The following is a 25,798-nucleotide window of genomic DNA, read 5'->3' on the forward strand; positions in this document are numbered from 1 at the left end:
AGAATACGCCCATGCCCCTTTACAAAACAATAACAGTAAATCCCACGGTCAAGGTCTACATTTGGCACATTTCAGAATCCGAAGGGAAACTTGCACAGGGTATAACCTTAACAAAGCATTGTCAAGACAGGCTGAACGGTATGAAATCCCAATTGCACCGAAGGGGTTTTCTGAGTATTCGCCATTTAATGGCGGAGGCGGGATATGTAGATCACGATTTGTATTATGACGCTTCTGGAAAGCCACATTTAAAAGACGGCAAACACATATCTATTACCCATTCTTCTTATTTTACCGCAATTATTGTAAGTGAAACCGATGAGGTAGGTATTGATGTTGAAAAACAACGAGACAAAATTTTACGCATTGCACATAAATTCACTCCTTTGCAAGAATATAGCACTATTGCGAACACCGATGCTTTGGTAAGAAAATTGACCGTGGTTTGGGGCTGTAAGGAATCCCTTTATAAAATCTACGCCACCCATGGCCTGAGCTTTCTACACCACATCGTAATTTCAGATTTTTCCCTTTTCGATGGTGAGACCAGCGGAGAAATCATCTACAAAGGCGATACATCCAAATACGAAATAAAATTTCTAGAATTTGAGGGTTTTACCTGTGTGTATGCTTTGAGAAAAAGCAAATAGTTTGCCGGGCATAAGGATAAATGCATTTTATTCAACTAACAACTAACAACTAACAACTAACAACTAACAACTAACAACTAACAACTAAAAACTAACAATGAACATATCCGTAGAACTAACTTTTTCTCCTTTACAGGACGATTTTGAACAACATATCATCAATTTTATAAAAAAACTAAGGGCTTCGGGCCTAACAATTCTTGAAAATCCGTTGAGTACCCAAGTATTCGGTGACTATGATGAAGTCATGAAAGTACTGAGTACAGAAGTAAAAACAGCTTTTGAGTTGATGAACAAGGGTTTGTTGTTCATGAAAATTGTAAAATCAGACAGGAGCGCATATGAGCCACATTTTTGATTGGATCTTTGCCCAGTATCAAGATACGCCCACCCATTTGATCATACTGGAAATGATCGGGGTGTTCTTTGGTTTTTTGAGTGTTTGGTATTCCAAAAGAGAGAACATACTGGTTTTCCCTACAGGTATTATCAGTACGGGGATTTTTGTATATATTTTGCTGGTTTTTGGATTGTTGGGAGACATGCTGATCAATGCCTACTATTTCTCGATGAGCATTTTTGGGTGGTACGTTTGGACCAGAAAAGTTGACGCAGACCATTTTATCCCCATAACCAAGACTACGCCACGGGAGAAAAAATGGTCTATTGTTTTATTCATGGCAACTGTCATATTTGTTTGCTTGGTATACCTTTGGTTTGATAAGTTCAATAACTGGACATCGTATGTTGACACGGTCACTACGGCTATCTTTTTCGTAGGCATGTGGCTCATGGCCAAGAAAAAACTTGAAAACTGGATCTATTGGATAATTGGCGATATTATTTCAGTTCCCCTGTATTGGTATAAAGGACTTATATTTACTTCGTTTCAATTCTTTTTATTTACAATAATTGCTATTTACGGTTATTCGGCATGGAAAAAAAGCTTGAACAAAAGCCCTCGGACATTATTAAGGTAGTATTGTTCGGCCCGGAATCTACGGGTAAAACTACACTTTCGGAACAATTGGCACGGCATTACAATACCGTTTGGGTACCCGAATACGCCCGGGAATACTTACAGAATAAATGGAACAACGAGCGCAAAACCTGTGAACCCAAAGATTTATTGCCAATTGCCGAGGGCCAAATAAAATTGGAGAATGAGCTCACGCAAAAAGCTACAAAAATATTGGTTTGCGATACTGATTTATTGGAAACCAAAGTATATTCCGAAGCGTATTATCTTGGTTATTGCGACCCTATTTTAGAAAAGTATGCATTGCAAAATACATATGAACTGTATTTGTTGACCTATATAGATATACCTTGGGAAGCCGATGATTTAAGGGACAAGCCACAGGAAAGAGAAGAAATGTTCACATATTTTCACGACACTCTCAAAAAGCACGATAAAAATTTTATTATTGTAAAAGGAGATAAAAAAACAAGACTGAATAAAGCCGTTAAACACATTGATAACTTGCTAAAATAGAAAATGGAATTCACGAATAAAGATTTGGAGCTGCTACAGGAAAAAGGAATTGACCAAAACGAGGTAAAACGACAGATTGAAACCTTTAAAGAAGGTATACCGTTTGTACGCTTGTCGAAATCGGCTGTAGTTGGGGACGGTATCTTAAAGTTTTCCCCATCAGAGGAACAACAATATATTGATACGTTCGAGAAATCAAAAGAAGGCTTGTTGCTATTAAAATTCGTTCCCGCTTCGGGTGCTGCATCCCGCATGTTCAAAGCCATGTTCAATTTTTTGGAGGCTTACGATCCATTAGGGGAAAGTTTGGACGAATATGTGGCCCGTACAAACGATACGGCCATCAAAGAATTTTTTGAACAATGGGAGAAACTGGCATTTTATAAACTTATCCAGAACAGAATCGTAGGTAAGGCCAAAAACAAGGATGAAGAAAAATATCTTTTCGTAAAGGAAATGTTATTGGAAGATGGTCTCAATTATGGCTTTTACCCCAAAGGCCTTCTCCCGTTTCATGAATATGGGGATACTACGGCGACACCTTTTGAAGAGCACTTGAAAGAGGCAGCGGCGTACGCTACGGTAGGGGGTAAGTCTAACCTGCATTTTACGATTTCCGAACAGCATGGCGAAATGTTCAATGAAGAGTTCAATAAAGTGGGCGATAGGGTATCAACGGCAACAAAAACATCCTTCACGGTTGGTTACTCCTTTCAGAAATCGTCAACGGATACCATTGCGGTCGATATGAACAACGATCCTTTTCGAAATTCTGAGGGTACGATTTTGTTCAGACCTGGTGGTCATGGCGCTCTAATTGAAAATTTGGACGAGCAAGATGCTGATATCATTTTTATCAAAAACATAGACAATGTTGTAACACCACGTTATGCTGACGATGTTTCAAAAAGTAAAAAAATCTTGGCGGGATTATTGCTTTCGGTTCAGCAGAAAGCCTTTGAATATGCAAGGGCTTTGGAAGGTGATACCGTAAATTCGGAATTATTGAACGATTGCAAAGCTTTTTTGGAGGATGAACTTAACGTACGTTTTTCCGATAGTTTTGCAACGTTTACGATTTCAAATCAAATAGATGTTTTAAAGGATAAGCTTCATAGGCCCATTCGCATATGTGGTATGGTCAAGAACGAGGGTGAGCCCGGCGGAGGCCCTTTTTGGATTAAAGATGGGAACGGTCGTATTTCGTTGCAAATCGTAGAATCCGCCCAAATAGATTTATCCAACAGCAATCAATCTGAAATTTTAAAGACGTCAACACATTTTAATCCTGTCGATATCGTGTGTGGTGTAAAGGATTATGAAGGCGATAAATACAACCTGTTGAATTATGTAGATCCCAAACAAGGATTTATTACCGAGAAAACAAAAGAGGGAAAAGCCCTGAAAGCTTTGGAGCGTCCCGGTCTTTGGAACGGTGCCATGGCATATTGGAACACTATTTTTGTAGAAGTACCGTCCACCACTTTTAACCCTGTAAAGACGGTTAATGATTTATTGAAACCTGCCCATCAAGTAAAATAACAGATTACAAATTTTGATATAAATGCCAAAAGTGTGTAACTCTTACACACTTTTGGCATTTACTATACAGCTTTATACAAAGTTTAATACGCTCTTGATTAATTTAAATATATGATTATCAAAGTATTAAATCTATTTTTAGCATGTAAGCGGAGTTGGCATTATTGTTTCATCTTAGATAACCGAACTTATTTATTAATTGTTAATTTAAAATAGATACAAGATGAAAAAATTAGTTTTCGCAACAGCACTGGCTTTAGGAAGTTTAACAGCAATTTCTGCAACAACCCCAATTTTTCACGATGGGATTATGGAAATCGTAATCGCACAGGATTTTACTGAAATCGCAGTTGAGGATGTACCGCAAGCTATTGTAGATGCTTTAGGTACCGACCACCCTGGAGCAACCATAGATAAAGCTCATGTAAACGGTGAAGCACAATACAAATTGGAAGTTACCAAAGAAGACGGTACTACTGCTGAATTATATGCAGACGCCGAAGGTAACTGGTTAGACATGTAATATTCAACTTCATATAGTAGAGTTTATTAGTTTTTGATTAAGTTAGAAAAGTCCCGCATTTGCGGGACTTTCATTTTTTGTGACTTTTATTTTATTTAGGTGTCTAAATAAGTAAGAACACATAAAACCATAAATTGAAACACTTATTTATATCTATGGCCTACGGAATAGCAGCTCTGCTCGCCATTATTTTCGCATCGTTTTATTTATCACAAGACATATCGACGAACGATACCATTTCAAAGGAATCTTACAAGACCGATTTTGATACTGAACACACCATTTAAAATCTTCTAAATTGTGTATTTATTACACACAATGTTTTTTAAGGTAACATATTTATCCAATATAAAATAATTCACTTTATTTTAATTAATTGATAATCAATAAGTTAATTAAAATTTTGATTATGGCATCAAGTTTTCTATAAGATATAGCAAGTTTAATATCTAAATATAGAAACATGAAAAAGTTATTTTTTGCAGCAGTATTATCATTGGGAAGTTTAACAGCGTTCGCACAAGCCGAAGAGGCACAAGCTGATGCTACGGATGTTGTGGCAGTGGCCCAAGATGATTTTACCGAGATAGAGGTAAGTACACTTCCGGAGGCGGTATCTGGAGCAGTGGCCCAAAACTATCCTACGGCAACAATCAATAAAGCCTATGTAAACGAAGCTAAGCAATACAAGTTAGAGGTATCATTGGAAGATGGTACATCAGGCACTTTGTATGCCGATGAAAACGGAAACTGGATTGAAATGTAAATAACTTGAGTTATTTGTTTTGTATCAAGTTGGTTTGGTCGGAAAGGGGTCGTGTAATGCGGCCCCTTTCTATTTTATGGATACCGGAATTGGTATCTCACGAATCTTGATGGTTGAATTGGGCCTTGAGCGTGGTAGAGGTTTTTTATTGATGCATTATCTTTTATGAAAATTTTAAAAAAAAGGCATAGCTTTCTTAGGTGTTTTTCACGTACATAAGTAAAGCAAACCATAGGATGCCCCGAATACTCATAATTGAAGATGATACCGCTTTTTGTCAAATGCTCCAAAAATTCTTGGATAAAAAAGGCTACGAAGTAGAAATAAGTCTCACGGCTCCAGATGCCAAGGCAAAGTTTAAAGATTCACGTTTTGATTTGGTTTTGACCGATTTACGCTTGCCCGATTATGACGGTATTCGATTATTGGATGAAATAAAACAAGTAGACCCAAGCATCCCCGTAATTGTAATGACCGGCTATGCCGAAGTGGGTACGGCTGTCACCGCTATGAAAAAGGGCGCTTTTGACTATATATCAAAACCTTTCACGCCAGATGAGATGTTGACATTGATCGGCAATGCACTTGAGAGGAAACCAGTACGGGTCATTACCAAAAAGGCCGATATTGAAATACCTACCAATGGTGGGACAAATAAGGGAACGGTAACGGGAATTAGTGATGCCTCCAAAAAGTTGAACGAGTATATAAAACTGGTAGCGCCCACGAACATGTCCGTACTCATTACAGGAGAAAGTGGTACGGGAAAAGAAGTAACGGCGAAAGCGATACATGATAAAAGTAAAAGAAGCGAAAATAGTTTTGTTGCTGTTGATTGTGGAGCGATTCCCAAAGAGTTGGCAACAAGTGAATTTTTTGGACACATAAAAGGTAGTTTCACCGGAGCCGTAGAGGATAAGATCGGAAATTTTCAAGCAGCTGATGGTGGTACTTTGTTTTTGGATGAAGTGGGTAACCTTTCTTATGAAAATCAAATTCAACTGCTTAGGGCCCTACAGGAACGAAAAATCAAACGGGTCGGGAGCACGAAAGAGATTCATGTTGATGTGCGTATTATAACCGCTACCAACGAAGATTTACGTGATGCCGTTGAAAAGGGAACTTTTCGTGAAGATCTTTATCACAGATTGAACGAATTTTCGATTGAAATACCATCTTTATCAGAACGTTTTGAGGATTTGATTTTATTCGCTGAACATTTTCTTACCATTTCGAACAACTCATTGAACAAAGAGGTAAAAAGTTTTTCGGATGAAGTCGTAGCTGTTTTTGGAAAATATCATTGGCCGGGAAACCTCAGAGAGCTCCAAAACACCATTAAAAGGGCCGTGCTACTTACCACAGGTGACGAAGTACAGGTTGCAGCATTGCCCGCTTCGGTAAAAGAACCCGACCAAACTAAAATGGACATGGCGAGCGGATTTTCAAAATCCGAATATGAAAAAGAGCAGATTCTACGGGCTTTAAAGAAAACCAATTTCAATAAATCCAAAGCGGCAAAATTGTTACAGGTCACCCGTAAGACGTTGTACAATAAGATCAATCACTATAACTTGGACTTGTAGATATATAATGTCGCAAAGCGAGCTCTAGTGCGGTAACTTTGTTTTTAAGGCTGTAAAATTTGGATTTCAAATCGTTTTCAAAAATCGATTCCAATTGTTCAAATGCTTCTAAAATAGGAATACAATCCTCTGCTTTCAATTGGCGGAACATAGGGAGCATTTTATGTGAAATATCGTTGATTTTATTTAAATCCTCATGTTCAATAGCCGTCTTAAGCTGTACCATGTTCGATTGGGTCTCGATTAAAAACGTTTCCAAGATTTCGTTCAAGGCATCTTCGTTTTTATCCAAAAAAGAGGAAATTAGTGACAAATTGAACAAATTTGATTCATTTTTGATTATTTCATCCTCATTTTGTTCTTTTTTTGGTAAAAAACTATCTGGAAAAAACTCCCCCAAGACAGTAAAAAAAGTAGTTTTTGAAAAAGGTTTTTGTATGGTTTTGTCAAAACCAGCCTTGGTATAGACGTTCATATCCAAATCTCTCCTTCCGGTCATGGCGATTATGGGTTGGTGCGTATAATGTGTATATAGGCCCGATTTTAATTTTTCCAATACCTTGAAACCGTTGATATTCGGCATTTGAATATCGGTGATTACAGCGTCGTATGGTGTATTCATTTCTTTTTTAATATCATTGAAATCTGAATACACCATTGCTTTTATATTTGAATTCGCACATACCTCTTGCAATAATTGTAGCATGGCCGTATCATCATCGATAACAAGGATTGATAAAGACGCTCCAGACTTTAATAAAGTATCGGGAGTTGTAGGTGTGATCGCATTAGTGGGCTGTAAGGGTAGTTGTACCGTGAACGTACTTCCCTTATCTTCCTCACTTTTCATGTGAAGGGAGCCGTCGAGGAGTTCGGTAAGCTTTTTGGATATGGTAAGCCCCAGACCGTAACCCCCATATTTTTTTTCGGTGTCGTCATCGGCCTGTGCAAATTCTTGAAAAATGTGTTCTTGCTTCTCTTCTTTGATACCGATACCACTATCGGCAATGCTGATATAGGCCGCAATTATGCCACTATCCCTTTTTTCTGTCCACGCCTTGATTTTTATGAACCCCTTATTCGTGAATTTGTAAGCATTGCCAATGAGGTTGTTCAATATTTGTCGTATTCTAAAAGGGTCTCCCAAATGGGTTGTTTGTAATTTTTCATCTATTTCTAGTTGTAGTGCTATAGGTTTTTCTTTGTGTATTTCCTTTATGGCACTGGCGGTTTCTTGTATCAAATGAAATGGTACGAACGGGATACTCTCTACTTTTAATTGACCTGCTTCCAATTTGGAGAAATCCAATAAATCGTTTACCAAATCGTTTACATAACCTGAGGCAGATCTTACATTTTTTAAATACGATTTTTGTTTTTCGGTAAGCCCCGAGTTTTCGATAAGCTCTGCGTAGCCGAATATGGTGTTGAGGGGCGTCCTAAGGTCGTGGCTAACCGTAGAAATCAATTGTTCCCTGCTTTTTAAAAGTGATTCCGAATATTTTTTTTCCTTTTCCAGTTTTTCACGGTAGGTCTGTATTTTCCAAAAATCCCTATTGATGAGAAACGTAAAGATCCCAGTGATTACGAATCCCAAAAGGGCCGCGAACACCGCCAGGCGTATGCTTCTTCGTAGGGCCGATTGTTTTTTGACATTGTCATTATAGGTGTTGACTATAATTTCCCTTTCAAATGCGGAAATAATGTTTCTTAATTGTTGGGAAAGTTCCAAGTCGTTACGGTTTACCTGCATTTCCTTTAGTTCCAAAGAGCGCTGGGTTCTAAAGTCCTTTATTTTTGCTTCGGTCAACAGGTTTCTTGATACGTTCAATATAGAATCTATTTTTTTGGTGTTGTTCAGGTCGTTTTTATCCTGAGGTACGTTTTGGTTATAAAAATCGGCCAATTTGCGTATGGCCCTTTGTGCCTCGATAGGAAGTTCTTTGATATTGGGCGCAAGCATTTCGGGGGTGATTATCCCCAAAGAGGCTTCCATATTGTCTAATTTCTTTATTGCCGAATCAATTGAGTTTGTGGCATTGTTCCTTACCTTGAGACTACGCAGTTCATTATTGTTGGCCACTTTTTTTCGGAGCAGTATTTGTAGACTGTCCAACAGATTTTTTTGATAATCGCTTTCCGACAGTGTCTTTAGGCTATCTACATCCGTTAAAATTGAATCTATTTTTGAGGTATAGGCGTTGAAGTTATTTTTGGTCCTGCTTTGTAGGGCCAGTTTGGATAGACTTTCCGCCTCGTGCATATTGGTCAACAGGGCGCTTGTCTTTAACAGCTTGGTATCGTTCTCGCCGGCCGTATCGGTCGAAATGTAGATTTGTATTTCCGAGAAGATAAAAAAACCGGCCAACCCTGCCAACCCTGCTAAAATGAGGTAACTGACCAATATTTTAAAAGTGAACTTATTTTTGGTTTTGCCCATATATCGTCAAAAGTGAACCGTTCATGAATACATACGTATGGGGATAATGAAGAGTTTATGGCCAAAAGTTAATTATTGATAAAGTTATAGTGTGTAATATAAAATCCTGTAGTACTTTTATGCCATCTCAAAGGGGTGCTTGTTAAATCAGGCTGAGATTATACCCAATGAACCTGGGCAGGTAATGCTGCCAAGGGATGGTGAAAGCCAACATTTGGAATTTCTATGTCCTTAACTGGGCAAAAAATCAATGTTAACCTAGAATAATGGCCCCTTTTATTTGTAATATTTTTTACGGATGAAACCGCTCTATTCAATTTTTTCTTCAACGACCGCTCGGCAAATGGGCGAATCAATGCGATTGTCTAAAAACAGTAAGGACCATCACATTAAAATCATTTCAACGGCAATCGCTTTTTTTGGCTTATGTATGGCCGCACAGGCCCAACAGCAAACCGACTCTTTGGAAGGTAAAAAAGTGGTCTTGGACGAGGTATTGGTATCGGCCGTGCGGGTGACCAAGCAGTCTCCCGTTACGTTTTCCAACCTTACCAAAGAAGAAATCAAGCCGCGAAACCTTGGTCAGGATATTCCCATTCTAATGAATTTTCTACCCTCTGTGGTTACTACCTCCAATGCTGGTGCGGGAATAGGCTACACAGGGATACGGGTAAGGGGTAGTGATGCTACCCGGGTAAACGTGACCATTAACGGTATTCCGTACAACGATGCGGAATCTCACGGCACTTTTTGGGTCAATATGCCCGATTTTGCCTCCTCTACCGAAAGTCTTCAACTGCAACGCGGTGTGGGCACCTCTACCAATGGTGCAGGAGCGTTCGGTGCAAGTTTAAATATTTTGACCGATGCCGTTTCAGATGAAGCCTACGCACAAATATCCAGTTCGTTGGGTAGCTTTAATACCTTAAGGAACAATATAAAGTTCAGTACGGGACTATTGAATGACCATATTGAAATTTCGGGCAGGCTTTCAAGAATTTCCTCGGATGGCTATGTAGACAGGGCCTCATCGAAATTGGATTCCTACTTTTTACAAGGTGCCTATAAAGACGATAATACACTCATCAAAGCATTGCTGTTCGGCGGGCATGAGATTACCTATCAATCTTGGTTCGGAATCGATGCCGCCACTTTGGAGCGGGACCGTACTTTTAATCCCGCAGGTATATATACCGATGAAAACGGGGAAACACAATTTCATGAAAACCAAGTGGACAACTACAAACAAGACCATGCCCAACTGCTCTGGAACGAAAAGATAAATGAGCGTTGGAGTACCAATATCGCATTACATTATACCCGAGGTCGTGGTTTTTTTGAAGAATTTAGGGAGGATGACTCTTTTGCAACCTATGGCATAATTCCCATAACCGTAAACGGTGAGGCTGTAAACACAACGGATATCATACGTAGGCGTTGGTTGGACAATGATTTTTACGGTACGGTTTTTTCAGCTAACTACGTAAAGGATAAATTAAATTTTATTGTAGGTGGCGGATGGAACACATACAAAGGTGATCATTTTGGGGAGGTGATATGGGCCCGTTTTTCAAATAATTTGGATATTAGGGACCGGTACTATGAGGACAATTCCGTTAAGACGGATTTTAACATCTACACCAAAGCGAACTACCAATTGAATAAAAAATGGTCGCTTTATGGCGATTTGCAATACAGAACGGTCGGCTATGAAGCCAATGGTGAGGAAACTGGCTTGGTTGATGAAACCTATGACTTTTTTAACCCCAAGGCCGGTCTTACTTTTGACCTGAACCAAAACCATAATTTTTATTTCTCTTACGCCGTTGCAAATAGGGAACCCAATCGAAACGATTTTGAGAACGGAAATCCCAAACCTGAACGATTGAACGATTTTGAGCTGGGCTGGCGCTATGTGTCACCAGATGTACAAATAAATACCAACCTTTATTATATGGCGTACAAAGATCAATTGGTGCTTACGGGAGAATTAAATGATGTTGGGGCCCCTTTACGGGAAAATATAGGCGATAGCTACCGTTTTGGCCTCGAAGTGGATGCCAATGTACAGTTGGGCGATAAATTTCAGCTCCAGCCCAACGTTGCCCTAAGTACCAACAAGAACAAGGATTTCTTTATTGAAAGGGATGGGTTGCTAAGAAATTTAGGGGATACCAATATTTCATTTTCACCGAATATCGTTGCGGGAAATAGGTTTACGTTCATACCAACACAGCAGTTGCAACTCTCTTTGTTCAGTAAGTTTGTAGGGGAACAATATTTAAGCAATACAGATACGGAGTCTTCCAAACTGGATAGTTACTTTACGACCGACTTTAATGTGACCTACGAAATCAAAACGAATAAAATTCTAAAGTCAATAGTACTTTCGGGATTGGTCAACAATATTTTTGATGAACTCTATGTTTCTGATGGGTATACGTTTTTGGACGATTTTTCAACACCGGGTAATTCGTTCGAAGTACAAGGGTTTTATCCACAGGCTGGCATTAACTTTTTAATGGGCGCAACTTTAAATTTTTGATTAAAACAATTGAACACATGAAAAAGCTAAAAATCGCATTGGACTGGACGGCCAATACCAATCATACCGGGTTTTATGTAGCCCAAAAAAAAGGCTTTTATTCGGCATTGGGTTTGGAAGTAGAACTCATAACGCCAGATAGTGATAACTATACGGTTACTCCGGCCAAAAAAGTAGAATTGGGAGATGCCGATTTCGCCCTTTGCCCTTTTGAGAGTATTTTAAGCTATCGCACGAAGAAAACACCTTTTGATGCGGTTGCCATTGCCGCTATTTTTAGGGAAGATATAAGTGCGATAGCGGCTTTAGCTTCTAGCGGTATCAAGAGTCCGCAAGATTTGGATGGTAAGCACTATGCCTCTTACAAGGCTCGATATGAAGATGGGATTGTTCGCCAAATGATAAAAAATGATGGTGGTAACGGTACGTTTGAAATAACCTATCCCGATAAATTGGGTATTTGGGAAACCCTTTTAAAAAACAAGGCCGATGCCACATGGGTATTCCGAAACTGGGAAGGCGTACAGGCCAAAAATGAAGGTATTGCTTTGAATATGTTCAAAATGTCCGATTATGGTATTCCCTATGGATATTCTCCAGTGATCATGGCCAGCAAAAAACAGGTTATAGCGAACAAAACCTACTTTTCCAACTTTCTGGAGGCTACAAAAAAAGGATATTTATATGCCCAAGAACATCCTGAATTTGGAATCGAATGCATTGCTCCTTTTGTTGCTGAACAGGATAAGAATATTGATTTACTACAAAGCCAAAAGTTTACTTCCCCATATTATGGCGATAAAGACAATTGGGGAACATTGGAAGAAAACAAAGTGGAAGCCTACCTAAATTGGATTTACGAGATGGGGCTGGAAAAAACGATCCTACCTTTTAAGGATTTGGTTTTTAAGATACATACGTAATTAGATTACATGTTTTAATGTACATAAAGTAACTATACAATAGAAATATAGTAACTTGTAATACGTACGTTGTGTATTTTGATGGGATTCTATCAATTTGAGTGAATTTTATGATTGAAATGAATAAGAATTCGCATCGAGAATAAGAATTTTGATTATAAAAATTGTTCACGATAGATTCTGCCGCGCTATGCCGAAATACGATTTTTAGTTCTTCAAAATCACTCGAACTTACATGTCGGCATTTTATTCTTTTTCTTTAAAAGAGCGCAACGGTTTGATTTGAGAATATTGCTGAGATAGAAATTGAATTTGAGCTTTACGGGCCACATATTAGATATGATAAAGTCATATGCACCAATGAAAGCATGCTTTTTGATCGGAATCGTTTTTTGCACAACATTATTTGCATGCGAAAAGAAAAACGATGACCGATTTATTTTTTTCCTTCATAATCGATTTTTAGAAGAACACGAATTGAATGAACTGCATCCCGAATTTGGACGAACCGAATACAAAGAAATCATTGCCGAATTTAAAAAAAGCGGGTTAAAAGTCATTAGTGAGAAAAGAAAAGGAAATGTAAATGCAAGAGATTACGCCTATAGAATCGTAACCCAAATCGACAGTTTAATACATATTGGAGTTGAACCCCATAGAATAACTGTTGTGGGAACTTCAAAAGGGGGGTATATCGCTCAATATGTTTCGACCTTTGCAAATAATCAAAATTTGAATTTCGTATTTATTGCAAGTTTTAGAAATAACGATATTCAGGATATACCTGATATTGATTATTGCGGAAATATCTTAACCATTTATGAAAAATCTGACCCATTCGGGGTTTCGGCACGGGAGCGCAAGAGTACGTCGAGTTGTGAAATACATCACTTTAAAGAAATTGAACTGAACACGGGAATGGGACACGGTTTTTTATTTAAACCATTAAAAGAATGGATCGTACCAACCATACAATGGGCGAACGGTAATTATGACATGGAGTAACGATTACTGATTATATTGTATTTAATGAACTGCTTTTTTAGGTGTTAAATATCTAACTTACTGAACAAAATCATATGCCAAAAATTGAACTGACAACAAAAATTGCGGCACCCATAGAGATTGTTTTTGACTTATCCAGAAGTATTGATTTGCATAAAATATCTACTTCACATACCAATGAAGAGGCCATTGCCGGTAAAACCAGCGGACTTATTGAACTAAACGAAACGGTAACGTGGCGAGCCAAGCATTTTGGAATATATCAAGAGTTGACTTCAAAAGTTACGGGTTTGGAAAGACCAAATTATTTTACGGACGAAATGGTAAAAGGTGCTTTTAAGCGCTTTGTACACGAACATTTTTTTTCAGAAGAGAAAGGATGTACCATTATGAACGATGTTTTTGATTATGATTCGCCTTTGGGCTTTTTGGGTAAGCTGGTAAATTTTTTATTTCTTAAAAGATATATGAGTAATTTGTTGGAAAAAAGAAACGAAACCATCAAAACATTTGCAGAATCCGATAATTGGGAAAAAGTTTTACCGCAATGAAGTCATCTAATATCATCCGTTGGGGAGTTATTGGCTGTGGTGCAGTAACCGAAATCAAAAGTGTGCCGGCCTATCAAAAAACAAAAGGTTTTGAGGTTGTGGCGGTCATGCGAAGAGATTTTGAAAAGGCAAAGGATTACGCCCAAAGACACGGTATTCCCAAAGTTCATCCCTCCGCAGTCGACCTAATACATGATGATGGGGTAGATGCCGTTTACATCGCCACTCCGCCAGATTCCCATAAAACATATGCTTTAAAAGTTGCCGAGGCCGGCAAACCCTGTTGTATCGAAAAGCCTATGGCTCCGAGTTACGAAGAGAGTCTTGATATTTATAAGATGTTCAAGGTAGATAATATCCCACTTTTTGTTTCCTATTATAGAAGGTCGTTGCCGCGTTTTCTAAAGATAAATGAATGGTTGAATACCCATCAAATCGGTAAAATAAGGCACATACGTTGGTTTTTGAGTAAACCACCAAACCCATTAGATTTGTCTAAAAATTACAATTGGCGTACCGATGCAAAAATAGCGCCGGGAGGGTATTTTGATGATTTGGCCAGTCATGGGCTAGATTTGTTCACCTTTTTACTTGGTGATATTGAATTTGCGCAAGGGGTCGTCAATAACCAACAAGGTCTATATTCGGCAATGGATTCCGTTTCGGCGAACTGGTTGCACAAATCGGGTGTTATGGGGTCAGGAAGTTGGAATTTTGGCTGTGACCGCAGGGAAGACAAGGTTGAAATTTATGGAAGCCATGGTAAGATAACCTTTTCTGTTTTTGGGGAAGAAGATATTGTTCTGGAAAATGGGAAGGGCAAACAAAGTCTATTCATTGAAAATCCTGAAAATGTTCAGTTGTACCACACAAAAAATATCAAAGAACACTTATTGGGCAATCAAACACACCCCTCTACCGGTAAGACCGCGTTGCATACCAGTTGGGTGATGAATAATATCCTGAGCGAAACTAATTAGAGATTACCACCACATTTCCGCTCTGCGAAGCCCTGTAGAACAAAAGGTCATAGTACCGTTGCCCATCATCGGGCCGGTTTTGTTGTTGGCCGTTGAAAAGGTTATAGGAATAGTCTTCGCAGGAGCAGGTCACAACGGGCGAATTCAATTGCATTGTTGAGCAATCGTTAGGGGCATGGTTAGGGCAACTGGCTTCCCATGCCAAAAATTGACCATTTCCTGAATTCAGTACAAAAACGCCGCGCGTGCCTACCCCTTGTGCACCGATATAAACAGCATTGCCCGTAGTGGCAAGCGGACTGTACAGGGGTAAATTTAGGTTAATGTCAAATCGAAAACTGACCTCCTGTAAAAAAGGATTTCTGTTGGTGCGTTCGCTATCGCAGGCCAACAGGGAAAGCATTAGTAAACAGCTAAGTAAACGCTTCATAGGTCGTGTTAGATTTAAGGATTCTTAAACAAAATTGAACAAAAAATATGTATCTTTGTGTTAAATCCTCTCTAAAAAAGCTATGTAAGCATAGCAATGCAGAGGATTTTTGTTATTTATTAAACGATGAAGTTATGAGCAACGTATCTTATTACACCGCGGAAGGATTAAAAAAGTTAAGGGAAGAGTTAAATCAACTCAAAGATGTTGAGCGACCAAAAGCTTCGCAAGCTATTGCCGAGGCAAGGGATAAAGGCGATTTGTCCGAAAATGCAGAATATGATGCTGCCAAGGAAGCACAAGGGCTTTTAGAGATGAAAATCTCCAAAATGGAAGAAACCTTGGCCAATGCCAGGTTGATAGATGAATCTCAATTGGATACGTCAAAAGTATTGGTTTTGTCTACCGTAAAATTGAAAAACCAGACCAATGGTATGGAGATGAAATATACCTTGGTAGCCGAAAGCGAGGCTGATTTGAAAACTGGAAAAATATCGGTTACCTCGCCTATTGGCAAGGGGCTTTTGGGAAAAAAAGTAGGCGACACCGCAGAAATCAAAGTTCCTAATGGTACTATGAAATTCGATATTCTAGAAATCACAAGGGCGTAGTACATAGATTTTATATATTTAATCCCATCAATACCTATTGATGGGATTTTTTGTTTATCAAACCAAAACCGACCATGCCAACAATTTTCACAAAAATCGTAAATGGGGAAATACCTTGTTACAAGATTGCGGAAGACGATGATTTTTTCGCTTTTCTTGATATTAATCCCAATGCAAAGGGCCATACGCTCTGTATCCCAAAAAAAGAGGTGGACAAGATTACTGAAATGAACAACGAGACGTATTTGGGCTTAATGGCATTCTCCCATAAAATAGCCAAAGCCTTGGAGAAAGCCGTTGATTGTAAAAGGGTGGGAATGACCGTTATTGGTTTAGAGGTACCGCACGTGCATGTGCATTTGATTCCTTTGGGCGATATGAAAGATGCCACCTTTCAAAATAAGGTTTCGTTACAAAAAGAGGAATTTGAAGAAATAGCCGCGGCCATTCGCGCTACAATTGAATAGTACCCTCCAAAAATACATAAACACCTCCCGCAATAAGCGCAATGAGCAATAGCAGTAAAATGTAGAACAGTGAGGTGAATTTCAACGAGGATTTCTCCGGTTGCACCATTTTTTGATAATAATTGAAAATACGTTCAATATCATCTGTCCATTTTACGGGATATATCATAGAGCTGCATTTACGGCAAACGATTTGGTTGGTTACCTCGTTCGTGGTCCTATGAAACAATTTTCCGTATCTATGTTTTTGATAAAAGGTTAGTTTCAATTCTTGATTAAAACATTCCGGACAGTTGTTGGTCAACTCCGCTTCTTTTATCGCTATTAATTTTTCCTTTGCCATAATTAATTCTTTGCCCGTAAGGATATTTGCATAATCGTGCCTTGCTTGTTGGAAGAAAGGACCTTGACCTTACCGTTGTGGTACTCTTCTACAATACGTTTTACGAGAGACAGCCCAAGGCCCCAGCCTCTTTTTTTTGAGGTCACCCCAGGATTGAAAATAGATTGAAAATCACTTTTGGGGATTCCATGTCCGGTATCGGTTATCAATATATGTACGTAATTTCCGTTGGGAACGATTTCGAGTGCGATACTCCCCTTGCCTTTCATGGCATCGATACCATTTTTTACCAGGTTTTCGATTGTCCAATTATATAATGATTTATTCAGGAGAACCGGAAAGTGCTCAACCTTGGCCTCAAAGGTAAAATTGATGAGCTTACTGCTTCTTCGCTTTAGGTAATCGTATGCGTTTTTGGTTTCGGCCACAATATCGTACTCGTCAAGTTTGGGAAGTGAGCCTATTTTGGAGAAACGTTCCGTAATGGTCTGCAAACGATCGATATCCTTTTCTATCTCTTTGGTGATTTCAGGATTTATGTTCTCGGTTTTCAATAATTCGTTCCAGCCCAATAATGATGTGAGCGGTGTGCCGATTTGATGCGCGGTCTCCTTCGCCATGCCCGCCCATAGCTTATTTTGTTCGGAGGCCTTATTGGTCTTAAAGAAAAAGAAGATGACCGCTCCGAATAAAAAAATGATCAATAACAGTGCAATGGGATAATATTTGAGTTTGTTCAATACTTCTGAATTTCCGTAATATAAAGTAGCCAACTCCTCACCCTTGTACTCCATGGTTATGGGTGAGTTTTCACTTTGGAATTTTCGCATCTTTTCCTTGAGGTACGCCGTATCTTTTTGGAATTCCTTATCAATATTATGCGTTTTTATAGAACCGTCCCTATTCATCAATATCATAGGGGTAGAAGTGTTGTTTTGAAAGACCTTTAGGGGTAAATTACCTATTTCGGCATCTGCGGAAAGTGATTGAAATTCTGATTGTGCCGTGGCCCAAATTTCCATTTTTAACCGTTCTTCTTCCTTGAATTTTTTGAAAAAATTGTTCGTGTTCCACAAAATAAGGCTCACGATAACAAAGGATGCTATCAGAAGAAAAATGTTGGAAGTCTTCTTTTTAATATTGAATTTCATCCATGTAGTGTCTTACACCAAATATAACGTAAAATGGTACAAATTCTTGTTTTATAGCTTTCATCGCTCTTTTTATTGGCCTTTAATTTTAGTACTTTTATTGGCTATGAACAACATGATTTCTATAACCCCCAACGAGTTGGAAACCCCAAAATTGCATAGCTATCTTTTGGGTGCCGTAGGTCCAAGACCTATTGCATTTGCTAGTACGGTAGATGCTGACGGAAGGCCCAACCTTTCCCCTTTCAGTTTTTTTAATGTATTCAGTGCCAACCCACCAATCTTGATTTTTTCTCCAGCGCGAAGGGTACGCGACAACACCACAAAACACACCTTAGAAAACGTTTTGGAGACGAACGAAGTGGTCATCAATATCGTGAACTATGACATGGTACAACAAATGTCATTGTCCAGTACCGAATATCCCGAGGGCGAGAACGAGTTTATCAAATCTGGTTTAACCATGCTAAAATCGGATGTTGTACAACCTTTTCGCGTGGCAGAGTCCCCCGTACAGTTTGAATGTAAGGTGACCAAAGTAGAGGCTTTGGGCCAAGAAGGCGGTGCGGGCAACCTAGTGTTTTCAGAGGTGGTCAAGATACATGTTCATACATCGGTTTTGGATAGTAATGGGAGTATTGACCAACATAAAATAGATCAAGTTTCACGTATGGGCGGTAACTGGTACAGTAGGGCCAATTTGGGAATGTTCGAAGTTCCCAAACCATTGTCAAGTCTGGGTATAGGAGTAGATGCTATTCCCGATACCATTAGAAACAGTGATGTGCTCACGGGAAACGATTTGGGAATGTTGGGAAATGTGGAAAAACTACCGGACCGGGAAGAGGTGCATGCCTTTGTTGAGACAAACGACGAGGTAAAAGCCTTGATAACTCTACAGGATCGTGGAAAACTTCATGCAAAAGCTAAAGCATATTTAGCCAAAAATGACGTACTTTCCGCTTGGAAAATTTTAATGGCAAAATAGTAGAAAATGGAAGTACAAGGAAAGGTAAAATTGATAGGAGAAACCCAGACTTTTGGGAACAATGGGTTTAGAAAAAGAGAAATCGTCGTAACTACCGATGAACAATATCCCCAACATATAATGGTAGAATTTGTTCAGGACAAAACCGATTTATTGAATAATTTCAACGTTGGCCAAGATGTTAAGATCAGTATAAATCTTAGGGGTAGGGAATGGACGAACCCACAAGGCGAGGTAAAATATTTCAACTCAATTCAAGGTTGGCGCATTGAAAGTTTACAGCCAGCCCAAAATAGCGAAGGCATACCACCTACACCACCTGTTGAAGCCTTTGAACCTGCGGACAATCTTAACGAGGAAGATCACGATGACCTGCCGTTCTAATCTAGAACGTTATTCTACAATACTAAAAAAAACCTTCTCTCATGGGAAGGTTTTTTTATGAGGATTAACGAACAAGGTTAAACAGTTTTTTAGCGGTTATCTTCTTTTTGCTAATTTTATTTTAAAACATAAAATTGTCAGAAAATAAAAAGCATAGTCCCTTGTTTTTTCTTACGGACCGTTTGGAATTTCCGCCCTTGGAAAGTGCCAATGCCGAAGGTCTTGTGGCCGTGGGGGGCGATTTATCGCCTGAAAGATTGATTTTGGCCTATCAAAACGGAATTTTCCCATGGTTTAACGACGATTCCTTGATCATGTGGTGGAGTCCCGACCCTAGAATGGTTCTCTTTCCACATAAAATCAAAATCTCAAAGAGTATGCGGAAAATTTTGAAAAACAAAACCTTCCGGTTGACCAGAAATAATTGTTTTGCTACGGTTTTGGAAAAATGTTCCAGCATAAAACGGGTTGGTCAAGACGGTACTTGGATAACCGATAAGATGAAAAAGGCCTATATGGACCTTTACGAAAAAGGTTTCGCGAAATCGTATGAAGTATGGCAGGGCGATGTTTTGGTCGGAGGGCTGTACGGAGTGGATTTAGGTCACGTGTTTTGCGGTGAGAGCATGTTCAGTACGGTTAGCAATGCTTCAAAATTTGCTTTTATACGATTGGCACAAGAATTGGAACAGAGAAAATATACACTTATAGATTGCCAGTTATATACCGAACATTTGAAAAGTCTTGGTGCCGAGGAAATAACCAGACGGGATTTTTTAAAAATGTTAGAGCGAGAAAACTAAGGAAGTAAGCACAAAAAGAATGTTTTCGGTGCGGTGGGTATAATCCTCAAATCTGTATTCCAACCCTGCCTGTAATTTTGTATTTTCATGTAAAAGCCACCCTATGTTTGCGGTAAATCGCTGGTCATATTCAGAAGCGTTTGCTCGGGCGACGCTTAAAAGCGATTCCGTAGAGGTAACCAAATAGGCTTCCCCCACATCTAGCTGTTCTCCTTGCAACGGGAAATCCAGCGCAAAACGATATCTAAACCGGTGTGTGGTAAGGGATTTGTTGATACGCTGCTCAGAACGCACCCTGTGGCCAAAACGTATGTTCCTTGATCTGGAGGTTATGTTGTATTGTTGCGTAAACCGAAGCTCGTTCTCCCTATCGGCCTCAAAAGTATTCCTGAACCTATATTGAACGCCTAGGGCGATACTTTGATTACCGCTTATCTTTACATTTGAAAAATGTACCAAATCTATTTGCCTTATTCGTACATCTAGCTTTTCATCATAGGTATAGCTACGTTGCGAAACCTTGAAATTGTGCGAGTAATTATTGAAAACGGTATAGTTTAACGCTATATCGGATTCCCAAAATCCCGTAAAGTTATCTTGCCCCAAAACTATATTTCCCATAAAAAAACAGAAAACACATATTGATTTCCTAATACAGTACATGGTCATAGTTTGGTGGGAGGGATTTTCGGATATTTACAAAGTTTCCCTCGGCATCGAACAATATCTCAAATTGTTCATAGGTTTCTTTCTCACGTCCAGAAATAACAAGTTCATAGTTTATGGTAGGTATCATGAGGTTTTGAAATGCATTTTTTACAGTTTTTTCGGTTGCCTCAATAGCCATGACCGGGTACTGTTGTTGTAAACGCTGAATTTTATATTTAGTGAATTTTTGGGTGAGGTACTGCTCTATCTTTTTGAAGGTATCTTCGGGAATATCAACAGGTTTGATCAATATCTCAATATCTTCCATTGCTCCGCTGTCATCAAATTCAATACTGTACCAAAGTCTGTCTTTCTTGAATTTTGCCTCGTAACTTACTTTACTGCTATCGGTTTCCTTATAAAATTTGATACGTTTGGCACCTTCCAATTTTTCTTGAATATAGCCTAGCGCCTTTTTGGGGAACTGGGATTTTTTTATGCGATATTCACGTTCGTATTTGTTTTGGGCATTAGCGATACACACACCATTAAACAAAACCAATAACAACACATATAGTTTTATTCTCATTTTCTGGAAATCTATTGATCAAACTTCATTATACCTAAAACAGCTTATTTCATGGTCATTGACCATTCCGGTTGCTTGCATATGGGCATACACAACGGTACTGCCTACAAATTTAAAGCCTCTTTTCTTCAAATCCTTACTAATGGTGTCGGAAAGCGGTGTGTTGGCAGGGGCATCTTTGTAGTTAGTGAATGCATTCTTTATGGGTTTTTTATCTACAAATCCCCAAATATAGTCGCTAAAGCTTCCAAACTCTTTTTGTACCTGCATGAAGGCAACGGCATTGGAGACGGTTGCGTTTACCTTTAGTTTGTTGCGTACAATGCCTTCATCCTGTAAAAGAGCGTCTATTTTCGATTCGTCGTAAGTGGCTATTTTTTCATAGTTGAAACCATCGAAGGCCTTTCTGAAATTTTCCCGTTTGCGAAGTATGGTAATCCAACTTAGCCCTGCTTGAAAAGTTTCCAATATCAAAAATTCAAATAAAGTTGCATCGTCTCTTACCGGTACGCCCCACTCTTCATCATGGTAGGCCTCATATAATACATCGCCCCTGCACCAACCACATCTGTGTTTTTCCATGGTTCAATTATTTGAAAAATAAAGGTAATCGAATATTTTAAAACCCTTGTATAATGCCAAGATAAATAGGCATGCCCAGTGTGATATTGAAAGGGAAGGTTATGGCCAGGGCCATAGGCAAATATAGACTGGGGTTCGCTTTTGGGGCAGCCAACCGCATGGCGGCGGGCACCGCAATGTAGGACGCACTTGCAGCCAATATTGCGAACAAAAATCTATTTCCTATGCTCTCTGTAAAAGATGCGCTTATCACGGCGACCAAGCAACCGTTGATAAGGGGAACAATAATGGCGAACAAAAGGGCGAACCATCCTTTTTTGACAAAATCGTTCAACTTTTTACCGCTGGTTATTCCCATGTCCAACAAGAACACGGCCAAAAAGCCTTTGAAAATGTCCGTAGTAAAGGGAGCTATGCCCATGGCTTGCTTATCACTCGCCATAAAACCTATGACCAAACTTCCCATAATGAGAAGCACACTACCGTTGGTCAAGGAATGGTGAAGCACACTGCCCAACTTTATCTTTTCTTTTTTGTTTTTTTGGAAATAGGCCATCAATAGTACCCCGATGATTATGGATGGAGCTTCCATCAAAGCCATCACGGCTACCATGTGGCCCCCAAAATCAATCTGTTCCATTTCCAAAAACGATACGGCGGTCACAAAGGTAACGGCACTAACAGAGCCATAAGCTGCCGCAATGGCTCCGGAGTTGGGTACGCTAAATTTTCTTCTTAAGATAAAGTAGGTATATATCGGTACAAAAAGTGCAAGGAATACCCCGAAAAGTAGCGACCAAAATATTTCCATATCAAGTTCGCTATGCGATAGTTCTTGCCCCCCTTTGAAGCCGATGGAGAACATAAGGTAAAGCGATATGAATTTCGCCGAGTTCGGCGGAATCTCTAAATCACTTTTTAATTGAACTGCTATTATTCCCAAAAAGAAAAAGAGCAGGGCAGGGTTGGTCAGGTTGTCAATCAGTAAATGTAAATCCATGCAGGAACTATTCCTCTAAGGTAATGTTGAGGATACCGTCTATTTTCAATTTTTTGCCCTCGTGGCGTACCGCTGAGATAAACTCTTTAACTATTTCTTTTTCTTTTTCCAGTTCTTTTATCCTATCGTCTGGGTATTTGGTATCAGCGGTCGCACTACCTTCGCACCAAGAAAGGCGTTGTAATTTGTGAAAATTTATTTTTTCATTGATAAGCGAAAGAATAACGTCCGATGCTTCCGATGGAGAAAATACACCGTCTACCAATTGAATTTTTTGCTTTGTTTTAGCCACTGTTTCCATTTTTAAAATTTAGATGAATATCTTTTTGTTTGCTTTTGACCTGCCAAATGTATGATGGCAAGCCCGAACACGATCAACATAGAAACTGTTAACCATCCAAAAAATAAAAAGCCATTGAGTGCCGACAAGGTTAAAACAGAGCCGAAAACAAGGCACATGATCGTATAGTACAAAGGATGTAGCCATTCTGACTTCTCAATTTTTTCCTTTTGCTTAGACATTTTTTGGGTCTGTGTAAGTCTGTATATCATGATTTAATTATTTTATGCAAAGGTTGAACAATAAATTCATAAGTTTTTATTTATATTTATTATATAAAACATTAAAATAGTTTATGAATTATACCTTGCACCAACTTCAGGTATTTCTTAAGGTATCTGAAAAACAGAGCATTACAAAGGCAGCAGAAGAGTTGTTCTTAACACAACCAGCCGTATCAATTCAATTAAAAAATTTTCAGGAGCAATTTTCCATTCCCCTGACCGAGGTGGTGGGCCGTAAGCTTTATGTTACCGATTTTGGAAAGGAAATTGCCAATGCGGCAGAAAAAATATTGAACGAGGTTAATGCCATTAACTATAAATCCCTCTTTTATGAAGGTAATTTGGCGGGGCGGTTAAAAATATCTATCGTATCAACGGCCAAATATGTCATGCCCTATTTTTTGGCCGATTTTATAAAAGACAATAGTGGTATAGAACTTTTGATGGATGTGACCAACAAAGCCAAAGTAGTTGAAGCATTGGAGAATAATGAAGTAGATTTTGCCATGGTCTCGGTGTTGCCCGATAAGTTGAACATTGAACGTGTTGAACTTATGGAAAACAAGCTTTTTTTTGTTGGTGGCACTAGGCATAAACTTAAGAATAACATGGGTAAACGCGAACTTTTTGAAAAACTGCCTTTGATATACAGGGAGCAAGGTTCGGCTACTCGCAACGCGATGGAGGACTATATCAGAAAAAATAAGTTGCCCACTTCAAAAAAAATAGAGCTAACCTCCAACGAAGCAGTCAAACAGGCCGTAATTTCCGGTTTGGGATATTCGATTATGCCATTGATCGGTATCAAGAACGAGCTAAAAAACAATGATTTGCAAATTATCAAGGTACCCGGCCTGCCCATTAGCACTAATTGGAATCTCATATGGCTTAAATCGAAAAACCTTTCTCCTGCCGCCACGGCTTTTTTGGAATATGTGGAGAATAAAAAAGAACAAATTATAAATAATCAGTTCAATTGGTACACAGACATCTAACGGCAACAGCTAGACTTTTGCAGTCTCGGAACGAATCAAATCTGTAAGCTCATCATCCATATAAACAATGGGGATAGAATATAACATGGGCATATTTTCTGAAAAATGCTTCTTAATCTCTTCGTTGATCGTATTGAAAAGTAAGGCTTTTGTTTTCCCTATGATCAGGGTTTGTTGACTTTCTTGAAGTTTGTCGCCTATTTTTTGGTATACCGTTTTTTCTGAGACGACGGCATGTAGCAATAGCTTTTCGCCCATCAAGATATCTATGATTTTCAGGGCCTGCTTTTTATCTTTGGTAATAATGTGGGCCAATATCATGAGGGTAGGTAAGTTTGTTAAAAACACCGACCGCGTCTCCCTTGGATTTGATTGCCTAGCGAAGAACAATCCAAGCACAGCCGGTGTACAGAGAACATAAGTGTTTATGTAAATTATTTATCAGTAGACCTTTAATTCACCTTTGGTCAATGCATTGTCCAAAGTGGCTGTTACGCTCGGGTAAAACCTAAAAAAATTACGTCCGTTTTTTCTTTCTAACACTGCTTTTGTGGTGCCATCTTCATTTTTCACGATATCTTTCACCAATAGTTTTTCTCCTACGAGAGCATTGAAATTTGCTATGGCCCCCCTTTTTATAATTATATTGCTTTTAGGGAAATCTACATGTTTGTATTCTGAACCAGATGGGTTGTCTAAAATTAGAATGTCACCAATTTTTACATCGGCTTCCTGTGCCTGAAGCATGCTTATACTTACCAATGATAGAATACCAAATAATACTTTTCTCATCGTTATTGATTTTTAAATTAAACGTTTTGTTACTCGTCTGCTTTATAGTTTATGCTATTCTCTTTATTATTGCCTGACCGATATAACGGAATAAGTTTAGCGGTTATGGTAGGGAAAAGGTCTAGAAAGTTTCTACCATCTTCTCTGCGCAGGACAACTCTCTTTATACCGTCTGTTCCGGTATCTAAGCTATCCACGATTAATTTACTGCCATAAATGTTGAAGTAATTGCCCAAACCGTCCAAATCATTTAGCCCACCCATGACTATGGTAGTATTGTTCATGGGTAAACGTATCTTATTCCCTGCTGCCGGAGTCTGTAATGTTTGGTAAACGTCCATTTGTACCGTATATAATTCTTGGGACGTTCCTATAAACGGTAATACCAGAAGTATGATAATCAATATACTATTTTTCATTTTAACAGAATTTACGGTTTATAGAA

33 protein-coding genes are annotated in these 25,798 nt (G+C 38.9%); 20 read left to right on the forward strand and 13 right to left on the reverse strand.

The genetic code is table 11. The features are described 5' to 3' along the window. The first annotated feature begins 11 nt into the window (after positions 1-11). The 9 genes from HYG79_RS09825 (at position 12) to HYG79_RS09865 (ending at position 6,562) form a co-directional block, all read left to right on the forward strand. Positions 12-650, forward strand: a complete 639-nt coding sequence (locus tag HYG79_RS09825; RefSeq protein ID WP_179241919.1) for a 4'-phosphopantetheinyl transferase family protein — start codon at positions 12-14, stop codon at positions 648-650. Between the two features lie 97 nt (positions 651-747). Further along, on the forward strand, positions 748-1,008 hold the full coding sequence (locus tag HYG79_RS09830) for a thiamine-binding protein (RefSeq protein WP_179241920.1): 261 nt from the start codon (positions 748-750) through the stop codon (positions 1,006-1,008). Continuing rightward, positions 992-1,630: a nicotinamide riboside transporter PnuC gene (gene pnuC / locus HYG79_RS09835; RefSeq protein WP_179241921.1), complete on the forward strand. Its 639-nt coding sequence runs from the start codon at positions 992-994 to the stop codon at positions 1,628-1,630. Before HYG79_RS09830 ends, pnuC begins: the two co-directional genes overlap by 17 nt. Then, entirely contained in the window at positions 1,585-2,145 is a 561-nt protein-coding gene (locus HYG79_RS09840) for an AAA family ATPase (RefSeq protein ID WP_179241922.1), read from the forward strand. Before pnuC ends, HYG79_RS09840 begins: the two co-directional genes overlap by 46 nt. 3 nt (positions 2,146-2,148) lie before the next feature. Further along, complete coding sequence (locus tag HYG79_RS09845; protein WP_179241923.1) at positions 2,149-3,687, forward strand: DUF4301 family protein; 1,539 nt, start codon at positions 2,149-2,151, stop codon at positions 3,685-3,687. A gap of 223 nt (positions 3,688-3,910) precedes the next feature. Then, positions 3,911-4,210, forward strand: a complete 300-nt coding sequence (locus HYG79_RS09850; RefSeq protein WP_179241924.1) for a hypothetical protein — start codon at positions 3,911-3,913, stop codon at positions 4,208-4,210. Positions 4,211-4,344: 134 nt separating this feature from the next. Next, positions 4,345-4,497 (forward strand): hypothetical protein, encoded by a 153-nt coding sequence (locus HYG79_RS09855; protein ID WP_179241925.1) that lies wholly within the window; start codon positions 4,345-4,347, stop codon positions 4,495-4,497. A 176-nt stretch (positions 4,498-4,673) separates the two neighbouring features. Further along, complete coding sequence (locus tag HYG79_RS09860) at positions 4,674-4,976, forward strand: hypothetical protein (protein ID WP_179241926.1); 303 nt, start codon at positions 4,674-4,676, stop codon at positions 4,974-4,976. 236 nt (positions 4,977-5,212) lie between these two features. Continuing rightward, the gene (locus tag HYG79_RS09865; protein ID WP_179241927.1) at positions 5,213-6,562 is read left to right on the forward strand and encodes a sigma-54-dependent transcriptional regulator; all 1,350 of its coding nucleotides are present in this window, start codon (positions 5,213-5,215) and stop codon (positions 6,560-6,562) included. Here HYG79_RS09865 and HYG79_RS09870 read toward each other — a convergent pair. Next, complete coding sequence (locus HYG79_RS09870; RefSeq protein WP_179241928.1) at positions 6,537-9,002, reverse strand: ATP-binding response regulator; 2,466 nt, start codon at positions 9,000-9,002, stop codon at positions 6,537-6,539. The genes HYG79_RS09865 and HYG79_RS09870 overlap by 26 nt on opposite strands. Before the next feature lie 430 nt (positions 9,003-9,432). On the opposite strand from HYG79_RS09870, the gene HYG79_RS09875 reads away from it, so the two are divergent. The 5 genes from HYG79_RS09875 to HYG79_RS09895 all read left to right on the forward strand — a co-directional run bounded on the left by HYG79_RS09875 (position 9,433) and on the right by HYG79_RS09895 (position 15,006). Next, entirely contained in the window at positions 9,433-11,547 is a 2,115-nt protein-coding gene (locus tag HYG79_RS09875; RefSeq protein WP_228027983.1) for a TonB-dependent receptor, read from the forward strand. A 17-nt stretch (positions 11,548-11,564) separates the two neighbouring features. Beyond that, positions 11,565-12,470, forward strand: coding sequence for an ABC transporter substrate-binding protein (locus tag HYG79_RS09880; RefSeq protein ID WP_179241929.1), 906 nt, complete (start codon positions 11,565-11,567; stop codon positions 12,468-12,470). A 360-nt stretch (positions 12,471-12,830) separates the two neighbouring features. Further along, positions 12,831-13,475, forward strand: coding sequence for an alpha/beta hydrolase (locus HYG79_RS09885; RefSeq protein ID WP_179243534.1), 645 nt, complete (start codon positions 12,831-12,833; stop codon positions 13,473-13,475). Positions 13,476-13,549: 74 nt separating this feature from the next. Continuing rightward, the gene (locus HYG79_RS09890) at positions 13,550-14,026 is read left to right on the forward strand and encodes an SRPBCC family protein (RefSeq protein ID WP_179241930.1); all 477 of its coding nucleotides are present in this window, start codon (positions 13,550-13,552) and stop codon (positions 14,024-14,026) included. Further along, positions 14,023-15,006 carry a Gfo/Idh/MocA family protein gene (locus HYG79_RS09895; RefSeq protein ID WP_179241931.1) on the forward strand — a complete coding sequence of 328 codons (984 nt, stop codon included), beginning with the start codon at positions 14,023-14,025 and terminating at the stop codon, positions 15,004-15,006. The genes HYG79_RS09890 and HYG79_RS09895 overlap by 4 nt, the downstream gene beginning before the upstream one ends. Here the strand turns inward: HYG79_RS09895 and HYG79_RS09900 are convergent. Continuing rightward, positions 14,999-15,436 (reverse strand): Rieske (2Fe-2S) protein, encoded by a 438-nt coding sequence (locus HYG79_RS09900; RefSeq protein WP_179241932.1) that lies wholly within the window; start codon positions 15,434-15,436, stop codon positions 14,999-15,001. The genes HYG79_RS09895 and HYG79_RS09900 overlap by 8 nt on opposite strands. 134 nt (positions 15,437-15,570) lie before the next feature. Between HYG79_RS09900 and greA the strand changes: the two genes are divergently transcribed. Both greA and HYG79_RS09910 read left to right on the forward strand, forming a co-directional pair. Next, a complete protein-coding gene (greA, locus tag HYG79_RS09905) occupies positions 15,571-16,047 on the forward strand; it encodes a transcription elongation factor GreA (RefSeq protein WP_179241933.1) in 477 nt (158 codons plus the stop codon). Between the two features lie 74 nt (positions 16,048-16,121). Continuing rightward, positions 16,122-16,514 carry an HIT family protein gene (locus HYG79_RS09910; protein ID WP_179241934.1) on the forward strand — a complete coding sequence of 131 codons (393 nt, stop codon included), beginning with the start codon at positions 16,122-16,124 and terminating at the stop codon, positions 16,512-16,514. Here the strand turns inward: HYG79_RS09910 and HYG79_RS09915 are convergent. Next, positions 16,501-16,857, reverse strand: coding sequence for a hypothetical protein (locus HYG79_RS09915; protein ID WP_179241935.1), 357 nt, complete (start codon positions 16,855-16,857; stop codon positions 16,501-16,503). The two genes, HYG79_RS09910 and HYG79_RS09915, sit on opposite strands and share 14 nt — an antisense overlap. Before the next feature lie 2 nt (positions 16,858-16,859). Then, positions 16,860-18,008 carry a sensor histidine kinase gene (locus tag HYG79_RS09920; protein WP_179241936.1) on the reverse strand — a complete coding sequence of 383 codons (1,149 nt, stop codon included), beginning with the start codon at positions 18,006-18,008 and terminating at the stop codon, positions 16,860-16,862. Between the two features lie 115 nt (positions 18,009-18,123). On the opposite strand from HYG79_RS09920, the gene HYG79_RS09925 reads away from it, so the two are divergent. The 3 genes from HYG79_RS09925 (at position 18,124) to aat (ending at position 20,183) form a co-directional block, all read left to right on the forward strand. Next, the gene (locus HYG79_RS09925) at positions 18,124-18,996 is read left to right on the forward strand and encodes a flavin reductase family protein (protein WP_179241937.1); all 873 of its coding nucleotides are present in this window, start codon (positions 18,124-18,126) and stop codon (positions 18,994-18,996) included. A gap of 6 nt (positions 18,997-19,002) precedes the next feature. Then, on the forward strand, positions 19,003-19,380 hold the full coding sequence (locus HYG79_RS09930; protein ID WP_179241938.1) for a DUF3127 domain-containing protein: 378 nt from the start codon (positions 19,003-19,005) through the stop codon (positions 19,378-19,380). Between the two features lie 134 nt (positions 19,381-19,514). Continuing rightward, positions 19,515-20,183: a leucyl/phenylalanyl-tRNA--protein transferase gene (gene aat, locus HYG79_RS09935; RefSeq protein WP_228027854.1), complete on the forward strand. Its 669-nt coding sequence runs from the start codon at positions 19,515-19,517 to the stop codon at positions 20,181-20,183. Here aat and HYG79_RS09940 read toward each other — a convergent pair. From HYG79_RS09940 to HYG79_RS09965, 6 genes are read right to left on the reverse strand one after another with little or no spacing between them, the layout of a single operon-like run. Further along, entirely contained in the window at positions 20,166-20,804 is a 639-nt protein-coding gene (locus HYG79_RS09940; RefSeq protein WP_228027855.1) for a DUF2490 domain-containing protein, read from the reverse strand. The genes aat and HYG79_RS09940 overlap by 18 nt on opposite strands. A gap of 28 nt (positions 20,805-20,832) precedes the next feature. Continuing rightward, positions 20,833-21,420, reverse strand: a complete 588-nt coding sequence (locus tag HYG79_RS09945; RefSeq protein WP_179241940.1) for a hypothetical protein — start codon at positions 21,418-21,420, stop codon at positions 20,833-20,835. A gap of 18 nt (positions 21,421-21,438) precedes the next feature. Beyond that, positions 21,439-22,002, reverse strand: coding sequence for a DNA-3-methyladenine glycosylase I (locus HYG79_RS09950; protein WP_179241941.1), 564 nt, complete (start codon positions 22,000-22,002; stop codon positions 21,439-21,441). A gap of 37 nt (positions 22,003-22,039) precedes the next feature. Next, complete coding sequence (locus HYG79_RS09955) at positions 22,040-23,002, reverse strand: sodium-dependent bicarbonate transport family permease (RefSeq protein WP_179241942.1); 963 nt, start codon at positions 23,000-23,002, stop codon at positions 22,040-22,042. Between the two features lie 7 nt (positions 23,003-23,009). Further along, positions 23,010-23,303 (reverse strand): hypothetical protein, encoded by a 294-nt coding sequence (locus HYG79_RS09960; protein WP_179241943.1) that lies wholly within the window; start codon positions 23,301-23,303, stop codon positions 23,010-23,012. Between the two features lie 2 nt (positions 23,304-23,305). Then, positions 23,306-23,554, reverse strand: a complete 249-nt coding sequence (locus HYG79_RS09965) for a hypothetical protein (protein WP_179241944.1) — start codon at positions 23,552-23,554, stop codon at positions 23,306-23,308. A gap of 83 nt (positions 23,555-23,637) precedes the next feature. Between HYG79_RS09965 and HYG79_RS09970 the strand changes: the two genes are divergently transcribed. Next, positions 23,638-24,561, forward strand: a complete 924-nt coding sequence (locus HYG79_RS09970; protein WP_179241945.1) for a LysR family transcriptional regulator — start codon at positions 23,638-23,640, stop codon at positions 24,559-24,561. Between the two features lie 9 nt (positions 24,562-24,570). Here HYG79_RS09970 and cutA read toward each other — a convergent pair whose 3' ends face one another. The 3 genes from cutA to HYG79_RS09985 form a co-directional block, all read right to left on the reverse strand. After that, positions 24,571-24,876 (reverse strand): divalent cation tolerance protein CutA, encoded by a 306-nt coding sequence (cutA, locus tag HYG79_RS09975; RefSeq protein ID WP_179241946.1) that lies wholly within the window; start codon positions 24,874-24,876, stop codon positions 24,571-24,573. A 126-nt stretch (positions 24,877-25,002) separates the two neighbouring features. Then, positions 25,003-25,353: a hypothetical protein gene (locus HYG79_RS09980; RefSeq protein WP_179241947.1), complete on the reverse strand. Its 351-nt coding sequence runs from the start codon at positions 25,351-25,353 to the stop codon at positions 25,003-25,005. A 29-nt stretch (positions 25,354-25,382) separates the two neighbouring features. After that, the gene (locus HYG79_RS09985; RefSeq protein WP_179241948.1) at positions 25,383-25,772 is read right to left on the reverse strand and encodes a hypothetical protein; all 390 of its coding nucleotides are present in this window, start codon (positions 25,770-25,772) and stop codon (positions 25,383-25,385) included. Between the last annotated feature and the right edge of the window lie 26 nt (positions 25,773-25,798).

Origin of the sequence: Costertonia aggregata, from assembly GCF_013402795.1 — a bacterium.
GTDB lineage: Bacteria > Bacteroidota > Bacteroidia > Flavobacteriales > Flavobacteriaceae > Costertonia > Costertonia aggregata.

What these genes read in the sequence shown, in the direction of transcription:
- HYG79_RS09825 (WP_179241919.1), top strand. Translation starts at nt 12, where the DNA reads ATGCCCCTTTACAAAACAATAACAGTAAATCCCACGGTCAAGGTCTAC.
- HYG79_RS09830 (WP_179241920.1), top strand. Translation starts at nt 748, where the DNA reads ATGAACATATCCGTAGAACTAACTTTTTCTCCTTTACAGGACGATTTT.
- pnuC (WP_179241921.1), top strand. Translation starts at nt 992, where the DNA reads ATGAGCCACATTTTTGATTGGATCTTTGCCCAGTATCAAGATACGCCC.
- HYG79_RS09840 (WP_179241922.1), top strand. Translation starts at nt 1,585, where the DNA reads ATGGAAAAAAAGCTTGAACAAAAGCCCTCGGACATTATTAAGGTAGTA.
- HYG79_RS09845 (WP_179241923.1), top strand. Translation starts at nt 2,149, where the DNA reads ATGGAATTCACGAATAAAGATTTGGAGCTGCTACAGGAAAAAGGAATT.
- HYG79_RS09850 (WP_179241924.1), top strand. Translation starts at nt 3,911, where the DNA reads ATGAAAAAATTAGTTTTCGCAACAGCACTGGCTTTAGGAAGTTTAACA.
- HYG79_RS09860 (WP_179241926.1), top strand. Translation starts at nt 4,674, where the DNA reads ATGAAAAAGTTATTTTTTGCAGCAGTATTATCATTGGGAAGTTTAACA.
- HYG79_RS09865 (WP_179241927.1), top strand. Translation starts at nt 5,213, where the DNA reads ATGCCCCGAATACTCATAATTGAAGATGATACCGCTTTTTGTCAAATG.
- HYG79_RS09870 (WP_179241928.1), bottom strand. Translation starts at nt 9,002, where the DNA reads ATGGGCAAAACCAAAAATAAGTTCACTTTTAAAATATTGGTCAGTTAC.
- HYG79_RS09875 (WP_228027983.1), top strand. Translation starts at nt 9,433, where the DNA reads ATGGCCGCACAGGCCCAACAGCAAACCGACTCTTTGGAAGGTAAAAAA.
- HYG79_RS09880 (WP_179241929.1), top strand. Translation starts at nt 11,565, where the DNA reads ATGAAAAAGCTAAAAATCGCATTGGACTGGACGGCCAATACCAATCAT.
- HYG79_RS09885 (WP_179243534.1), top strand. Translation starts at nt 12,831, where the DNA reads ATGAAAGCATGCTTTTTGATCGGAATCGTTTTTTGCACAACATTATTT.
- HYG79_RS09890 (WP_179241930.1), top strand. Translation starts at nt 13,550, where the DNA reads ATGCCAAAAATTGAACTGACAACAAAAATTGCGGCACCCATAGAGATT.
- HYG79_RS09895 (WP_179241931.1), top strand. Translation starts at nt 14,023, where the DNA reads ATGAAGTCATCTAATATCATCCGTTGGGGAGTTATTGGCTGTGGTGCA.
- HYG79_RS09900 (WP_179241932.1), bottom strand. Translation starts at nt 15,436, where the DNA reads ATGAAGCGTTTACTTAGCTGTTTACTAATGCTTTCCCTGTTGGCCTGC.
- greA (WP_179241933.1), top strand. Translation starts at nt 15,571, where the DNA reads ATGAGCAACGTATCTTATTACACCGCGGAAGGATTAAAAAAGTTAAGG.
- HYG79_RS09910 (WP_179241934.1), top strand. Translation starts at nt 16,122, where the DNA reads ATGCCAACAATTTTCACAAAAATCGTAAATGGGGAAATACCTTGTTAC.
- HYG79_RS09915 (WP_179241935.1), bottom strand. Translation starts at nt 16,857, where the DNA reads ATGGCAAAGGAAAAATTAATAGCGATAAAAGAAGCGGAGTTGACCAAC.
- HYG79_RS09920 (WP_179241936.1), bottom strand. Translation starts at nt 18,008, where the DNA reads ATGAAATTCAATATTAAAAAGAAGACTTCCAACATTTTTCTTCTGATA.
- HYG79_RS09925 (WP_179241937.1), top strand. Translation starts at nt 18,124, where the DNA reads ATGATTTCTATAACCCCCAACGAGTTGGAAACCCCAAAATTGCATAGC.
- HYG79_RS09930 (WP_179241938.1), top strand. Translation starts at nt 19,003, where the DNA reads ATGGAAGTACAAGGAAAGGTAAAATTGATAGGAGAAACCCAGACTTTT.
- HYG79_RS09940 (WP_228027855.1), bottom strand. Translation starts at nt 20,804, where the DNA reads ATGGGAAATATAGTTTTGGGGCAAGATAACTTTACGGGATTTTGGGAA.
- HYG79_RS09945 (WP_179241940.1), bottom strand. Translation starts at nt 21,420, where the DNA reads ATGAGAATAAAACTATATGTGTTGTTATTGGTTTTGTTTAATGGTGTG.
- HYG79_RS09950 (WP_179241941.1), bottom strand. Translation starts at nt 22,002, where the DNA reads ATGGAAAAACACAGATGTGGTTGGTGCAGGGGCGATGTATTATATGAG.
- HYG79_RS09955 (WP_179241942.1), bottom strand. Translation starts at nt 23,002, where the DNA reads ATGGATTTACATTTACTGATTGACAACCTGACCAACCCTGCCCTGCTC.
- HYG79_RS09960 (WP_179241943.1), bottom strand. Translation starts at nt 23,303, where the DNA reads ATGGAAACAGTGGCTAAAACAAAGCAAAAAATTCAATTGGTAGACGGT.
- HYG79_RS09965 (WP_179241944.1), bottom strand. Translation starts at nt 23,554, where the DNA reads ATGATATACAGACTTACACAGACCCAAAAAATGTCTAAGCAAAAGGAA.
- HYG79_RS09970 (WP_179241945.1), top strand. Translation starts at nt 23,638, where the DNA reads ATGAATTATACCTTGCACCAACTTCAGGTATTTCTTAAGGTATCTGAA.
- HYG79_RS09980 (WP_179241947.1), bottom strand. Translation starts at nt 25,353, where the DNA reads ATGAGAAAAGTATTATTTGGTATTCTATCATTGGTAAGTATAAGCATG.
- HYG79_RS09985 (WP_179241948.1), bottom strand. Translation starts at nt 25,772, where the DNA reads ATGAAAAATAGTATATTGATTATCATACTTCTGGTATTACCGTTTATA.